Origin of the sequence: Streptomyces sp. H39-C1 (assembly GCF_027158125.1) — a bacterium.
GTDB lineage: Bacteria > Actinomycetota > Actinomycetes > Streptomycetales > Streptomycetaceae > Actinacidiphila > Actinacidiphila fildesensis.
The window spans coordinates 20,318-33,968 of sequence record NZ_JAPVLS010000040.1; the positions used below are offsets into that span (position 1 = coordinate 20,318).

The following is a 13,651-nucleotide window of genomic DNA, read 5'->3' on the forward strand; positions in this document are numbered from 1 at the left end:
CCCCTCCCGCGCGGTCAGACCGTGCCGGCCAGCGACAGCTTCGCCGCGAAGCCCAGGAAGAGTGCCCCCGCGCCCGCCGACAGCCCCGCCGTCAGCCGCCGGCGCCGCCGGAAGGCCGCCGCCAGGTAGGTGCCGCTGAAGATGAGCACCGTCAGATAGGTGAAGCTGAACAGCTGGGCCCAGGCGCCGAGCGCGAGGAACGACAGCGCCGGGTGCGCGTACCCCGGGTCGACGAACTGCACGAAGAACGCGACGAAGAACAGGATCGCCTTCGGGTTGAACAGACTGACCACCAGCGCCCGGCGGAACGGCCGCTCCGCCTTCTCCTGCTTCGCTGGCGCGCCGTCCCCGCCCGGGGCCGCAGCGCTCCGTTCGGTCCGCCCGCGCCACAGCGCCACGGCCCCGCGCAGCATGCCCGCCGCGAGCCAGGTCAGATAGCCCGCACCGGCGAACTTGACCACGGTGAACGCCAGCGGGCTGGCCTGCAGCAGCGACGCCACCCCGCCCGCCGACAGCGTCATCAGCACGGTGTCGCCGCACAGCACCCCGGCCGCCGCCCGGTAGCCGGTGCGCGGCCCGAGCCGGGCCGCCACCGACACCACGTACAGCGAGTTCGGCCCCGGCAGCAGGATGATCAGGGCCAGCCCCGCCAGGTACGTAGAAAGATCAGTTATCCCGAGCATGCGAACAAGTGTGCCACTTGCACCTCACGCGACGTGAGGCGTCACGGTGGACCCCGGAAGCGCGGCAGGGCAGCGGCAGAGGGAAGGAGCGGGGAAGCGATGGGCTACTCCGTGGGAGAGGTCGCGGGCTACGCCGGCATCACCGTGCGGACCCTGCACCACTACGACGAGATCGGGCTGCTCTCCCCGGGCGGCCGCAGCCACGCGGGCCACCGGCGGTACGACGACGCCGACCTCGACCGGCTGCAGCAGATTCTCTTCTACCGGGAGCTCGGCTTCCCCCTGGACGAGGTCGCCACCCTGCTGGACGACCCGGCCGCCGACCCCTCGGCGCACCTGCGCCGCCAGCACCGGCTGCTGACCGACCGGATCACCCGGCTCCGCGAGATGGCGGCCGCCGTGGAACGAGCCATGGAGGCGAAGAAGATGGGCATCAACCTCACACCCGAGGAGAAGTTCGAGGTCTTCGGGGACCACGACCCCGACCGGTACGCCGAGGAGGCCGAACGCCGCTGGGGCGGGACCGACGCGTACGCCGAGTCGCAGCGCCGGGCCGCCTCGTACACCAAGGAGGACTGGCTGCGGATCAGGAACGAGGCCGACGATCTCAACCGGCGGTTCGTCGCGCTGATGGACTCCGGCGCGGAGCCGGACTCCGTCCCGGCGATGGACCTCGCCGAGGAGCACCGCGAACAGATCCGGCGCTTCCACTACGACTGCAGCTACGAGATCCACGTCGGTCTCGCCGAGATGTACATCGCGGACCCGCGCTTCACCGCCACCTACGACGCCGTCCGCCCCGGCCTGGCCGGGTACCTCCGCGAGGCGATCCTGGCGAACGCCGTCCGCAACGTCTGACGGCAACGTCCGACGGCGTTCGGCCGTAGGAGCAGCGGCTGCACCCGCTGCCGTAAGCGCAGCGGCTACAGCCCGCTGCCGCAAGACCAGCGGCTACACCGGCACCAGCACCACCGCGGTGCCGTACGCGCACACCTCCGTGCCCACGTCGGCCGCCTCGGTCACGTCGAAGCGCATGGTGAGCACGGCGTTCGCCCCGCGGGCCTGGGCCTGCTCGACGAGCCGCTCCATCGCCTGGTTGCGGGTCTGCACCAGGGTCTTCGTCAGACCCTTCAGCTCGCCGCCGATCATCGACTTGAGCCCGGCGCCGATCTGGCTCCCGATGTGCCGGGAGCGCACGGTCAGCCCGAACACCTCGCCGATCACCTTCTCGACCCGGTAGCCGGGCGCTTCGTTCGTGGTCACCACCAGGACGTCGGAGTGCTCTGACTGGCCGCCGCCGAAATCATCGATACCCATGAGGGAACGGTCACCCCTGCGGGCGCCCGCCGCACCCCGGACTACTCCAGTCGCGACGCCGCACTGCTCCAGTCGCGACGCCGGACCACTCCGGTCGCGCCCCGCACTACTCCAGTCGCGGCTGTTCCGCGGGCGCCGGGCAGATCCGGCGGCCGGTGTTGTCGAAGACGTAGAGGTGCGCCAGGCCCACCAGCAGCGGCACCCGGTCCCCGGGCCGGACCCGGATGTCGGGTCCGGTGCGGACCACCAGGTCGCCGGTCGGCTGCTCCGCGCGGTCGGCCGGCGGCGGGTCCAGCACCTTGACCGCGCCCGCGCTGTCCGGTTCCTGGAGCAGCCCAGGGAACCGCCCGGCGGCCTTGCGCGCCAGCTTCCCCAGCCCGCCGGGGCCGGCGGCCGCCCGCCGGGCCGCGGAACGGGTGCGCTGGGCGGGCAGCCGGGGCGCCTCCAGTTCCGGCACGACTGCCGGCTTCGCGCCGGTGTTCAGATGCACCAGGCACTCGTGCCCCTGGTACTCCACGTGCTCGACGATGCCGCTGAGCACCACCTCGCCCGCGTGCGCGCTGCTCGGGGCCGCGATCCGGACCGCCTCGGAGCGCAGCCCGACGATGATGTCGCGGCCCTGCTGGATGCGGAGCATCTGGTGGTCCAGGCTCAGCGGCTCCGGCAGTCCCAGCCGCTGCCGCCCGAAGTCGATCCACATGCCGCCGCCCAGCGGCGCCAGCACCGTGGCCTGCAGCAGATTGATCCGCGGGGTCCCGATGAACGCGGCGACGAACACGTTCACGGGCAGGTGGTACGTGTCGCGCGGGCTGCCGACCTGCTGCAGCACCCCGCCGCGCATGACCGCGACGCGGTCGCCGAGCGACATGGCCTCCGCCTGATCGTGCGTCACATACACGGTGGTGACGCCCATGCCGCGGGTCAGCCGGGCGATCTCGGCGCGTAGATGCGAGCGCAGCTTGGCGTCCAGGTTCGACAGCGGCTCGTCCATCAGGAACACCGACGGATGCCGGGAGATGGCGCGGCCCATCGCGACCCGCTGCCGCTCGCCGCCGGACAGCTGCCCGGGGTAGCGGTCCAGGATCTCCTCGATGCCCAGGATCCGCGCGGTCTCCTCGACCCGCGGGTTCTGGTCCTCGCCCGGCATCTCGAAGCGCAGCGGGAACCCGATGTTCTGCCGGCTGGTCATGCTCGGGTACAGCGCGAAGTTCTGGAAGACCATCGCCATCCGGCGGTCGCCGGGCGCGAGGTTGTTGGCGTACTCGCCGTCGAGCAGCAGCTCCCCGGAGCTGATGTCCTCCAGCCCGGCGATCATGCGCAGCACGGTGGACTTGCCACAGCCGGAGGGACCGAGCAGCACCAGGAACTCGCCGGGGGGGATCTCCAGGGAGAACCGGTCGACCGCCGGGGCGGGCTGCTTGGGGTAGGTCTTCGAAAGATCGTGCAGGGAGATGGCGCGCGTCATAACAGGATCCGCCAGAAGGTTCAGATGCTGCGACAGGAGACTTGCCAGTGGTGCACGCGTGGCGTTGCGGAGAACGTAATGCACCGCCCCTGCGTTGGGGAACGTTTCGGCCAAGACGGTTGGCGCGATCTCTACGACGCCGATCTTTCACCGACCCGTCACGGAGTCCGCACGGACGGGGGCCGGCTGTCACGCACAGATGGCGCCCGGCCGTCACGCACAGGGGGCGCAACGATTCGGTTGGTACTTTTAAACGGTGACCAACATTGCCCTGGGCCCCAGCTGGATCGATCCCGACCACCTGATCAACTCGTTCGGCCTGTGGGGCGTGCTGTTGATCGTCTTCGCAGAGTCGGGCCTGCTGATCGGATTCTTCCTGCCCGGGGACTCGCTCCTCTTCACGACCGGACTCCTGGTCGCGGGCGGCACCCTCAAGACCCCGCTGTGGCTGGTGACGGTGCTGATCATCGTCGCCGCCATCGTCGGTGACCAGGTCGGCTTCCTCTTCGGCCGCAAGGTCGGACCCTCGCTCTTCCGGCGGCCGGACTCCCGGCTCTTCAAGCAGGAGAACATCGAGAAGGCGCACGCCTTCTTCGAGAAGCACGGTCCGAAGTCGATCGTGCTGGCCCGCTTCGTGCCGATCGTCCGCACGTTCACGCCGATCATCGCCGGCGTCAGCCGCATGAACTACCGGACCTTCGTCACCTACAACATCATCGGCGGAACGCTCTGGGGCGGCGGCGTCACCCTCCTCGGCTACTGGCTCGGCCAGATCGAGTTCGTCCACAAGAACATCGAGCTCATCCTGGTCGCGATCGTGCTCGTCTCGGTCGTGCCGATCGCCATCGAGTTCCTCCGGGCCCGCGCGAAGTCGAAGAAGGAGGGCCCCCGGCCCCCCGCCGACCTGCCTCCGCCGCCCGTCGGCACCGCCGGCCGGGGCGGCCGTCACCGGGCCAAGTAGCGGAGGGCCGGCGTCCGCCGCCGGTGCGGTGAGCGGGGCGGGAATCGCGGTGGGTGCCGTGCGCCCTGCACACTGATCACCGGAGGTGGTCGGTCAACGTGTCGGACGAAGAGAAGCCGGACTCGGACGAATCGCGGTCGGAGTTCACCCCGCCCGTGGGCGTACCGCTGCCGCCTGCCCCGGAATCCGACAGTTCGACGACCTCGGAGTTCGCCGCGCCGACCGGCGTGGAGCTGCCGGCCGGCCCCGAGGCGGAGGGCTCCGCCTTCACCGCGCCCGTCTCCTCAGCCGCCTACGGCGCCGGTCACGGCGGAGCCGGGAACGCGTTCACACCCCCCGACGGGATCCCCGTCATACGGCTCACCAAGGGCGTCGTCCCCTGGCAGGACCGGATGCGCGAGCTGGTCCGGATGCCCGTCACCGAGCGTCCGGTGCCGGAGCTGCCCGCGGACAAGCCGGAGTCCGGGCCGCCGGTGCCCCGTGTGCTCGACCTCACCCTGCGCATCGGCGAGCTGCTGCTCGCGGGCGGTGAGGGCGCCGAGGACGTCGAGGCGGCGATGTTCGGCGTCGCGCACGCCTACGGCCTGGCCCGCGTGGAACCCACGGTCACGTTCACGCTGCTGGGCATCTCGTACCAGCCGTCCCTCGTCGAGCCGCCGGTCAGCGCGAGCCGCACGGTGCGCCGCCGGGGCACCGACTACACGCGGCTGGCGGCCGTCTTCCAGCTCGTGGACGACATCACCGCGCACGAGGCGACGCTGGAGGACTCCTACGGCCGGCTCGCCACCATCCGCCGTAACCGGCACCCGTACAGCGGCTGGGTGCTGACCGGCGCCGCCGGGCTGCTGGCCGGCTCGGCGAGCATCCTGGTCGGCGGTGGTCCGCTGATCTTCTTCGCGGCGGCGCTCGCCGCGATGCTCGGCGACCGGCTGGCCTGGCTCTGCGCCGGACGCGGGCTGCCGGAGTTCTACCAGTTCGCCGCCGCCGCGATGCCGGCCGCCGCGATGGGCATCGTCGTCAACCTCTACGCCGACCACCTGCCGGGCGCCACCGACCTCCAGGCGTCCGCGGTGATCACCGGTGGACTGTTCACGCTGCTGCCCGGGCGGGCCCTGGTGGCCGGTGTCCAGGACGGCCTGACGGGGTTCTACATCACCGCGTCCGCACGCCTGCTGGAGGTCATGTACCTCGTCGTCGGCATCGTCTTCGGCGTGACGATCGTGCTGTACGCGGGGGTGCGGCTGGGCGCCGACCTCAACCCGGAACAGGCGCTGCGCGCCTACGACCATCCCTGGGTGCAGCTGCTGTCCGCGATGTCCCTCACCCTCGCCTTCGCGGTGCTGCTGCAGTGCGAGCGCAGTGTGCTGCTGCTCGCCATGCTCAACGGCGGGGTCGCCTGGACGGTCTACGGGGTGCTCCACCAGCAGCTCGGTGCCAACCCCGTCGTCGCCACCGCGGCCGCCGCCGGCCTGGTGGGCCTCTTCGGCCAGCTGATGGCCCGCTACCGGTACGCGTCGGTCCTGCCGTACGTCACGGCCGCGATCGGCCCGCTGCTGCCCGGCTCCGCGACGTACTTCGGGCTGCTCGCCTTCACCCAGAACCACACGTCGGAGGGGTTCGCCTCCCTGACGAAGGCCGCGGCGCTCGCCCTCGCCGTCGCCATCGGTGTGAACCTCGGCGGGGAGATCGCCCGCATGTTCCTCAAGACCCCGGGCTCGGCCGACCCGGCCCGGCGGCGCGCGGCCAAGCGCACCCGAGGCTTCTGAGCGGCGGTGGAACGCGCGAACGCCGGGCGTGCCCGTGAAGGGCCCGCCCGGCGTCCGGTCGTTCTGGGTGTCAGTGGCTGTGGAAGGTCTGACCCGAGTCCTTCAGGCGCTTGTACGACGCCTCGATCTCGGCCTCGGCCTCGATACGGCCGACCCAGTTGGCGCCCTCGACGGACTTGCCGGGCTCCAGGTCCTTGTAGACCTCGAAGAAGTGCTGGATCTCCAGGCGGTCGAACTCCGATACGTGATGGATGTCACGCAGGTGCTCCACGCGCGGGTCGGACGCCGGCACGCACAGCAGCTTGTCGTCGCCGCCCGCCTCGTCGGTCATACGGAACATACCGACGGCGCGGCACTTGATGAGGCAGCCGGGGAACGTCGGCTCATCGAGGATGACCAGCGCGTCCAGCGGGTCGCCGTCCTCGCCGAGGGTGTTCTCGACAAAGCCGTAGTCGGCCGGGTAACTGGTCGAGGTGAAGAGCCGGCGGTCCAAGCGGATACGACCGGTCTCGTGGTCCACCTCGTACTTGTTCCGGGAACCCTTCGGGATCTCGATCGTGACGTCGAACTCCAAGGCCCTACTCCTCCATGATCAGCACATACTTCTGGTGGTTAAGTGTCTCCCACGCAGGTGTGTGGTCGCGAAAGGGGCTGGTCGGGGGTGCCGGACGCCAGAACATGGCAGGTAGTGGCGGGGTCGGCCGCAGTCGGACTGACCGTTTCCTTCGCGGCGGTGGCCGTGGCCGGACCGTGGGAGTCGGGCCAGCGTACGGCGGAACGGGCGGCCGCCGCCTCCCGGGGTCACCACCCGGACAGCCGCAGCGCCCCTGGGTCGCGCCGGCGGCCGCCCGCCGAGGCCGCGGCCCCGCCCGCCGCCAAGGTGCTCACCGCGCCCGCCGCCGACCCGGGAACGCTCCCCACCCAGCAGGCGCTCGCGGCCAGGCTCGCACCGCTGCTGCGCGACCCGGCCCTCGGCACACTGCGCACCGGCGCCGTCATCGACGCGGCCACCGGCAAGCTGCTGTACGGCTCCGGCGCCGCGACCCCGTCCGTGCCGGCCTCGACGATAAAGATCGCGACGGCCGCCGCCGCGCTGTCCGTACTCGGCCCGGACCACCGGATATCCACGACCGTGCTGGCGACCGGGCCGCACAGCACCGTGCTCGTGGGCGGCGGCGACCCCACCCTCACCGCCGCCGCGCTGCGCACCCTGGCCGACGACACCGCGCGCGCCCTCACCGCGCGCGGCACCACCGCCACCTCGCTCGGCTACGACCTCTCGCTCTACTCGGGCCCCGTCCAGCATCCGATCGGCCGCAACAACGAGAACATCGCGCCGGTCACCTCGCTGATGCTCAACGAGGGGCGCCTCGACACGAGCGACCACGGCCCCGCCGACCGCTCCACCGACCCGGCCGCCGACACCGCCACCGCCTTCGCGAAGCTGCTCCGGGCGCGCGGCATCAAGGTGACGGGCACCCCCGCCAGGACGCCCGCCGCCGCGTCCGGCACACAGCTCGCCAAGGCCGCCTCCGTACCGCTGTCCTCGCTCGTCGAACGGATGCTGACCAACAGCGACAACGACATCGCGGAGGCCCTCGCCCGGCAGACCGCGATCGCCGCGCACCTGCCCGCGAGCTTCAGCGGCGCGCAGCAGGCGGTCGCCGCGGCCCTGGGGCGGCTCGGCCTGCCGCTGGCCGGGGCGAAGTTCACCGACGGCAGCGGCCTCAACCGCGCCGACGCGCTGTCCGCCGAACAGCTCGCGCGGCTCCTCGCGCTGGCCGCGTCACCCCGGCACCCCCAACTGCGGCCGATCCTCACCGGCCTGCCGGTCGCCGGCTTCTCGGGCACCCTCTCCGACCGGTTCCGCGGCGGCCCCGCCTCCGGCGCCGGCCTGATCCGCGCCAAGACCGGCACCCTCACCGGCGTCAACGCCATCACCGGCACGGTGGTCGCAGCCGACGGCCGGCTGCTCACCTTCGCGTTCCTCACCCAGGGCACCACGTCCGCGACAGCGGCCCAATCCGCCCTCGACCGGCTGGCGTCCGCCCTCGCCGCCTGCGGCTGCTGAGCCCCGCCCCAGCCCCTTCTCAGCCCCCGTCCCGGCCGCGCCCCCGGACCCCGGGCGTTATCCGACCCCCAAAGCGGGGGCGGCAACGTACCGTGAAGGCATGACGAGCATCGGTGGTGCCGAGATGGTCGACTGGAATCTCGCAGTGGCGACCGCACAGCGGTTGATGCGGCCGGGACCTGAGGTCAGCGGGGACGAGGCGCGGGCGATCGTGGCCGAGTTGCGCAAGCACGCGCGCTCCTCGGAGGAGCACGTGCGCCGGTTCACCCGCATGTACGGGGACGCCGAGGCGCAGACGAACGGCACGCCCGTGCTGATCGTGGACCGGGTCGGCTGGGTGAAGGCGAACGTCGCCGGTTTCCGGGAGATCCTCAAGCCGCTGCTGGGCAAGATGCAGGACCGCCGCCCCGGCGGCATCGGCGGGATGGCGCTGGGCACGGTCGGCGGCAAGGTCACCGGCGTCGAGGTCGGGATGCTGCTGTCGTTCCTGGCGTCCCGGGTGCTCGGCCAGTACGAGACGTTCGCCCCGGCCACCCGCGAGCTGCCGGCCGGCCCCGTCGTCCCCGGCCCGGGAGAGCCCCGCGCGGGCCGGCTGCTGCTCGTCGCTCCGAACATCGTCCACGTCGAGCGGGAACTCGACGTGGATCCGCACGACTTCCGGCTGTGGGTGTGCCTGCACGAGGAGACGCACCGCACGCAGTTCACCGCCGTGCCGTGGCTGCGCGACCACATCGAGGGCGAGATCCAGTCATTCCTCGGCGAGACCGAGATGGACGCCTCCACCGTCATCGACCGCTTCCGGGAGGCCGCCCAGTCCTTCGCCGCCGGCGGCGGCGCGAAGGAGGAGGACGAGGCCGACGAGGGCCGCAGCCTCGTCGATCTCGTCCAGACCCCCGCCCAGCGGGAGATCCTCGCGCGGCTGACCGCCGTCATGTCGCTGCTCGAGGGCCACGCGGACTACGTGATGGACGGCGTCGGCCCCGATGTCGTGGCGTCCGTCGCGGAGATCCGGGAGAAGTTCCAGCAGCGCCGCGCCAGCGGCGCGGGCCGGATGGACCAGGTGCTGCGCAAGGTGCTGGGGCTGGACGCGAAGCTGCGTCAGTACAAGGACGGCGAGCGTTTCGTGCGCGCCGTCGTGGACGAAGTGGGCATGGACGGCTTCAACCGCGTCTGGACGTCGCCGAACACGCTCCCGACGAAGTCGGAGATCGCCAAACCGGCGGAATGGGTCGCAAGGGTGCACCGCCGTAGCGATTCGTGACCACCCAACGCCTCCCGGTTCACCCGTCCGAGGGACCGTAAGCGCAGGGTAAGGCGTGCGATGCTCGGGTACTGCCCCAGCTTCTGTCACCATCTAGCTACTTTGCGTTATCACCCTCACAGCCTCCATAGGAGGGAACCGGACATGGGTCCCCACCCCACGGTCGCCGCGATACGCCTGGCGGTCCGCCGCGTACTTCACGACGTCCTCATCGCCACCCCCGCCCCCAACCCCCTCGTCCTCGCCGCCTGCAGCGGCGGCGCCGACTCCATGGCGCTCGCCGCGGCCCTCGCGTTCGAGGCCCCCAAGCTCGGCGTGCGCGCCGGGGCCGTCACCGTCGACCACGGGCTGCAGCCCGGCTCGACCGGCCGGGCCCTCGAAGTCGCCGCGCGCCTGCGCGGCCTCGGGCTCGACCCCGTGGACGCCGTCGGTGTCACCGTCGGCCGCCAGGGCGGACCCGAAGCCGCCGCCCGTGACGCCCGCTACGGCGCGCTGGACGCCACCGCCGACGCCCGCGGCGCCGCCGCCGTCCTGCTCGGCCACACCCGGGACGACCAGGCGGAAACGGTGCTGCTCGGCCTCGCCCGCGGCTCCGGCACCCGCTCGCTGTCCGGGATGGCCGCCGTATCGGGCGCCGGCGGCCGCTACCGCCGCCCGTTCCTGCTGCTCGACCGCGACACCGTCCGCAAGGGCTGCCTGGCCCAGGGCATCGACGTGTGGGAGGACCCGCACAACCACGACCCGGCGTACACCCGCTCCCGGGTCCGCCACGAGGCGCTGCCGGTGCTGGAGAAGTCCCTCGGCAAGGGCGTCATCGAGGCACTGGCCCGCACCGCCCAGCTCTCCCGTGACGACGCGGACGCCCTGGACCAGTGGGCGGCCACCGCAGAACGTGATGTTGCCGACGGCGACGGCACCCTGGACGCGGACCGGCTGTACGTCCTGCCGACCGCCGTCCGCCGCCGGATCCTGCGCCGCGCGGTCATCGCGGCCGGTTCCCCGCCCGGATTCCTGTTCGCCCGCCATATCGAGGAGGTCGACCGGCTGGTCACCGACTGGCGCGGGCAGAAAGGTCTCAACCTGCCGGGCGGCGTCGAGGCCCGTCGGCGCAATGGCAGACTGTTCTTCTCACCGTCGTAGACCTTGAGGAACCAAAACAGGTGAACGAGAACGACATGGGCACCGATCTCGAAAAGGTGCTCATCACCAAGGAAGAGATCGACGCCAAGCTGATCGAGCTTGCCGCGAAGATCGACAAGGACTACGCCGGGAAGGACCTGCTGATCGTCGGCGTGCTCAAGGGCGCGGTGATGGTCATGGCGGACCTGGCACGCGCGCTGTCCACCAACGTGACGATGGACTGGATGGCGGTGTCCTCCTACGGCGCCGGCACGAAGTCCTCGGGCGTCGTCCGCATCCTCAAGGACCTCGACACCGACATCGCCGGCCGCGACGTGCTGATCGTCGAGGACATCATCGACTCCGGTCTGACGCTGTCCTGGCTGATCAGCAACCTCGGCTCGCGCGGCCCGGCCTCCCTGGAGGTCTGCACGCTGCTGCGCAAGCCGGAGGCGGCCAAGGTCGAGATCGATGTGAAGTACACCGGCTTCGACATTCCCAATGAATTCGTCGTCGGTTACGGACTCGATTTCAACGAGAAGTACCGCAATCTCCCATTTGTCGGAACACTCGCCCCGCACGTATACGGCGGCTGACGCCCGATTCGTCCGAAGATGTCCCCGTTCGGCGCAGCCCGTGCCGACAACGGGGAACCCCGCACCGTTTCCCGCCGTTGGAGCAGGGGAAGCCGGGATTGTTAACGGTTGGCGGCCGCCTCGGTGGACAATGCTGAGGTACCGTCCGAAGGTCGGGTCATACACCGGATGTGCGCGCGGCCATCGAGCCGCGCTGCCTCACTGTGGCAGGAGGGACGGGGCGTCCGCGCCCCGCATGGATGGACGTCAAGCGCTATTTCCGTGGGCCAGTCATGTGGATCGTGCTGGCTGTCATCGCCGTGGTCGTCCTCATGCAGGTCGTCGGCTCCTCCGGCGGCTACAAGACGGTGGACACCGGCCAGGTCGTGCAAGCGATCCACAGCAAGGACAACATTCTCAAGTCGGCGGAGATCACCACCGGCGACGAGCAGATGATCAAGGTCGAGCTCGTCGACGGTGCCAAGGTCGGCGGTAAGGACCTGGGCACCAAGCTCAAGGCGAGCTACGTCAGCGCCGACCAGAGCACCGCCATCGCGGCTGATCTCCAGAAGAAGGTCGACGGCACGGCGGACGCGGGCGGCACGCTGCCCGACGGTTACACCGTCTCGCCGTCCAAGCAGAACGCGTTCGTCAGCATTCTGCTGTCACTGCTGCCGTTCGTGCTGATCGTGGTGGTCTTCCTCTTCCTGATGAACCAGATGCAGGGCGGCGGATCCCGCGTCATGCAGTTCGGGAAGTCCAAGGCCAAGCTGATCACCAAGGACACCCCCAAGACCACGTTCGCGGATGTGGCCGGGGCGGACGAGGCGGTCGAGGAACTCCACGAGATCAAGGAGTTCCTGCAGGAGCCGGCGAAGTTCCAGGCCGTCGGCGCCAAGATCCCCAAGGGCGTGCTGCTCTACGGGCCGCCCGGTACCGGTAAGACCCTGCTGGCCCGTGCTGTCGCGGGTGAGGCGGGCGTGCCGTTCTACTCGATCTCGGGCTCCGACTTCGTCGAGATGTTCGTGGGTGTCGGCGCCTCGCGTGTCCGTGACCTGTTCGAGCAGGCCAAGGCGAACGCTCCGGCGATCGTCTTCGTCGACGAGATCGACGCCGTCGGCCGGCACCGCGGTGCCGGTATGGGCGGCGGTCACGACGAGCGCGAGCAGACGCTCAACCAGCTGCTCGTCGAGATGGACGGCTTCGACGTGAAGGGCGGCGTCATCCTGATCGCCGCCACGAACCGGCCGGACATCCTGGACCCGGCGCTGCTGCGCCCGGGCCGCTTCGACCGGCAGATCGCCGTGGACCGCCCCGACCTCATGGGCCGGCTGGAGATCCTCAACGTCCACGCCAAGGGCAAGCCGGTCGCTCCGAACGTCGACCTCCGGGCCGTCGCTCGCCGCACCCCCGGTTTCACCGGCGCGGACCTGGCGAACGTGCTCAACGAGGCCGCGCTCCTGACGGCCCGCGGGGATCGCAAGCTGCTCGACAACGAGACCCTCGACGAGGCGATCGACCGGGTCGTGGCCGGACCGCAGAAGCGGACCCGGATCATGTCCGAGAAGGAGAAGAAGATCACCGCGTACCACGAGGGCGGACACGCCCTGGTCGCGGCGGCTTCTCCGAACAGCGACCCGGTGCACAAGATCACGATCCTCTCCCGCGGCCGGGCCCTCGGTTACACGATGGTCCTGCCGGACGAGGACAAGTACTCGACGACGCGCAACGAGATGCTCGACCAGCTCGCCTACATGATGGGCGGCCGGGCGGCGGAGGAACTGGTCTTCCACGACCCGACCACCGGCGCCTCGAACGACATCGAGAAGGCGACCGCGACGGCGCGCGCGATGGTCACCCAGTACGGGATGACCGAGCGGCTCGGCGCGATCAAGTTCGGCTCGGACAACGCGGAGCCGTTCCTGGGCCGTGACATGGGTCACCAGCGCGACTACTCGGAAGAGGTCGCCGGGCTGGTCGACGAAGAGGTCAAGAAGCTCATCGAGACCGCGCACAACGAGGCGTGGGAGATCCTGGTCGAGAACCGCGACGTTCTCGACAACCTCGTTCTGGCGCTCCTGGAGAGGGAGACGCTGAACAAGGAGGAGATCGCCGAGATCTTCAAGGCCATCGTCAGGCGCCCGCCGCGTCCGGCGTGGACCGGGTCCTCGCGGCGTACGCCGTCGACCCGCCCGCCGGTGCTCTCGCCGAAGGAGCTGGCGCTCACCAACGGCAGCCAGTCCGCCAACGGCAGCAGCACCGCCACCCCGGCCATCGAGAAGGCCACCGAGACGGTGGAGCTTCCCGAGGACTCGGGCAGCGGTACCGACAGCTGACCACCGGAAACCGGTCGGCGTCAGCCGGCCGGCGAAGGTGATCCCGGAATGCAGGCCGCGTCCCCAAGGTTTTAGCCTTGGGGGCGCGGCCTTCCGC

General features: G+C 70.8%; 12 protein-coding genes. 8 read left to right on the forward strand and 4 right to left on the reverse strand.

The features are described from left to right. Positions 1-14: 14 nt before the first annotated feature. Positions 15-683, reverse strand: a complete 669-nt coding sequence (gene leuE / locus O3W51_RS25150) for a leucine efflux protein LeuE (protein WP_138355870.1) — start codon at positions 681-683, stop codon at positions 15-17. A 99-nt stretch (positions 684-782) separates the two neighbouring features. Between leuE and O3W51_RS25155 the strand changes: the two genes are divergently transcribed. Then, positions 783-1,541: a MerR family transcriptional regulator gene (locus O3W51_RS25155; protein ID WP_138355871.1), complete on the forward strand. Its 759-nt coding sequence runs from the start codon at positions 783-785 to the stop codon at positions 1,539-1,541. A gap of 93 nt (positions 1,542-1,634) precedes the next feature. On the opposite strand, the gene O3W51_RS25160 is transcribed toward O3W51_RS25155, so the two are convergent. Next, entirely contained in the window at positions 1,635-2,000 is a 366-nt protein-coding gene (locus tag O3W51_RS25160) for a YbjQ family protein (protein WP_138355872.1), read from the reverse strand. 106 nt (positions 2,001-2,106) lie between these two features. Continuing rightward, a complete protein-coding gene (locus tag O3W51_RS25165; RefSeq protein ID WP_269287391.1) occupies positions 2,107-3,465 on the reverse strand; it encodes an ABC transporter ATP-binding protein in 1,359 nt (452 codons plus the stop codon). 256 nt (positions 3,466-3,721) lie between these two features. Here O3W51_RS25165 and O3W51_RS25170 point away from each other — a divergent pair, with 256 nt between their 5' ends. Continuing rightward, positions 3,722-4,426, forward strand: coding sequence for a DedA family protein (locus O3W51_RS25170; RefSeq protein ID WP_138355874.1), 705 nt, complete (start codon positions 3,722-3,724; stop codon positions 4,424-4,426). 98 nt (positions 4,427-4,524) lie between these two features. Beyond that, positions 4,525-6,192 carry a threonine/serine ThrE exporter family protein gene (locus tag O3W51_RS25175; RefSeq protein WP_138355875.1) on the forward strand — a complete coding sequence of 556 codons (1,668 nt, stop codon included), beginning with the start codon at positions 4,525-4,527 and terminating at the stop codon, positions 6,190-6,192. Between the two features lie 70 nt (positions 6,193-6,262). On the opposite strand, the gene O3W51_RS25180 is transcribed toward O3W51_RS25175, so the two are convergent. After that, complete coding sequence (locus tag O3W51_RS25180; protein WP_138355876.1) at positions 6,263-6,766, reverse strand: inorganic diphosphatase; 504 nt, start codon at positions 6,764-6,766, stop codon at positions 6,263-6,265. Positions 6,767-6,853: 87 nt separating this feature from the next. Here O3W51_RS25180 and dacB point away from each other — a divergent pair, with 87 nt between their 5' ends. The 5 genes from dacB (at position 6,854) to ftsH (ending at position 13,554) form a co-directional block, all read left to right on the forward strand. Next, positions 6,854-8,263: a D-alanyl-D-alanine carboxypeptidase/D-alanyl-D-alanine endopeptidase gene (dacB, locus tag O3W51_RS25185; protein WP_138355877.1), complete on the forward strand. Its 1,410-nt coding sequence runs from the start codon at positions 6,854-6,856 to the stop codon at positions 8,261-8,263. A gap of 100 nt (positions 8,264-8,363) precedes the next feature. After that, positions 8,364-9,524, forward strand: coding sequence for a zinc-dependent metalloprotease (locus tag O3W51_RS25190; protein ID WP_138355878.1), 1,161 nt, complete (start codon positions 8,364-8,366; stop codon positions 9,522-9,524). Positions 9,525-9,668: 144 nt separating this feature from the next. Then, positions 9,669-10,664, forward strand: a complete 996-nt coding sequence (gene tilS, locus O3W51_RS25195; protein ID WP_138355879.1) for a tRNA lysidine(34) synthetase TilS — start codon at positions 9,669-9,671, stop codon at positions 10,662-10,664. 35 nt (positions 10,665-10,699) lie between these two features. Continuing rightward, complete coding sequence (gene hpt, locus O3W51_RS25200) at positions 10,700-11,239, forward strand: hypoxanthine phosphoribosyltransferase (RefSeq protein ID WP_138355918.1); 540 nt, start codon at positions 10,700-10,702, stop codon at positions 11,237-11,239. Between the two features lie 239 nt (positions 11,240-11,478). Further along, positions 11,479-13,554, forward strand: coding sequence for an ATP-dependent zinc metalloprotease FtsH (gene ftsH, locus O3W51_RS25205; RefSeq protein ID WP_138355880.1), 2,076 nt, complete (start codon positions 11,479-11,481; stop codon positions 13,552-13,554). The last annotated feature ends 97 nt before the right edge of the window (positions 13,555-13,651 follow it).

Coding starts and splice junctions, on each gene's coding strand:
- leuE (WP_138355870.1), bottom strand. CDS start 683: ATGCTCGGGATAACTGATCTTTCTACGTACCTGGCGGGGCTGGCCCTG.
- hpt (WP_138355918.1), top strand. CDS start 10,700: ATGGGCACCGATCTCGAAAAGGTGCTCATCACCAAGGAAGAGATCGAC.
- tilS (WP_138355879.1), top strand. CDS start 9,669: ATGGGTCCCCACCCCACGGTCGCCGCGATACGCCTGGCGGTCCGCCGC.
- O3W51_RS25165 (WP_269287391.1), bottom strand. CDS start 3,465: ATGACGCGCGCCATCTCCCTGCACGATCTTTCGAAGACCTACCCCAAG.
- ftsH (WP_138355880.1), top strand. CDS start 11,479: ATGGACGTCAAGCGCTATTTCCGTGGGCCAGTCATGTGGATCGTGCTG.
- O3W51_RS25190 (WP_138355878.1), top strand. CDS start 8,364: ATGACGAGCATCGGTGGTGCCGAGATGGTCGACTGGAATCTCGCAGTG.
- O3W51_RS25155 (WP_138355871.1), top strand. CDS start 783: ATGGGCTACTCCGTGGGAGAGGTCGCGGGCTACGCCGGCATCACCGTG.
- O3W51_RS25160 (WP_138355872.1), bottom strand. CDS start 2,000: ATGGGTATCGATGATTTCGGCGGCGGCCAGTCAGAGCACTCCGACGTC.